Here is a 647-nt window from a genome sequence, read left to right on the forward strand (position 1 = left end):
CCTTCCAGTTCGACAGAGAGGGTCCGCTTGCACATCTTGGCGATCAGCAGGACCAATCTCTCGAAATTGAGCTTCCGGTCCCGGGTGAAATGGGTTTTGGAATTCCTGAAAAGATTGAGCAGCAGAGGGTCTGTTAAACAGATAGAAATAAAATTTTTTAGGTCTGAGACGATTTTAAGTGCTATTTTTACATCGGCCATAAACGCGGTTGTTTAGATTTGTTTAGTAGTGAATTCAAAATTAAACATTTACGTGATTTATGGCCTTCTTTTTTTCTTAACTTAATGACATTGCCCGCTAGGGGTGTAACTATTATAGAAATGATCATGCGACGCCACACAACCCCGCTAGGGCAATGTCATTAAGTTAAGGATTTTATCATGCCGGTTTGTAGTTTGTGTAGGTCCTGTGCTTGCACTTTTTATTCGAGGTCTTAAGCTGCCTTGGGAACGATCTTCCCTTTCGAATGGGCAATGTGTCCTTGAGGAAATAGGCCGTGAGCTCCCTGAGGATTTCCCTTTCCCTGTTTTTGAAAAAGATGGCTATCAGGTTTTCCTTTAATTTTCCGAAGGATTTGTTCCCGTTGACCTTTTGGGGGTACTTTTTCGTGGATGTATCGCGGTCGAGCTGGACCTGGGCATCCCTGA

General features: G+C 43.4%; 1 protein-coding gene. It reads right to left on the reverse strand.

Going from position 1 to position 647, the window contains the following annotated elements; all coding sequences use genetic code 11:
- Positions 1 to 378: 378 nt before the first annotated feature.
- Positions 379 to 647, reverse strand: a 269-nt coding sequence (locus tag CRT24_RS20955) for a hypothetical protein (RefSeq protein ID WP_218962658.1), incomplete at its 5' end; no start/stop codon positions are given.

This window comes from Sphingobacterium sp. 1.A.5 (assembly GCF_002734235.1).
GTDB classification, from domain to species: domain Bacteria; phylum Bacteroidota; class Bacteroidia; order Sphingobacteriales; family Sphingobacteriaceae; genus Sphingobacterium; species Sphingobacterium daejeonense.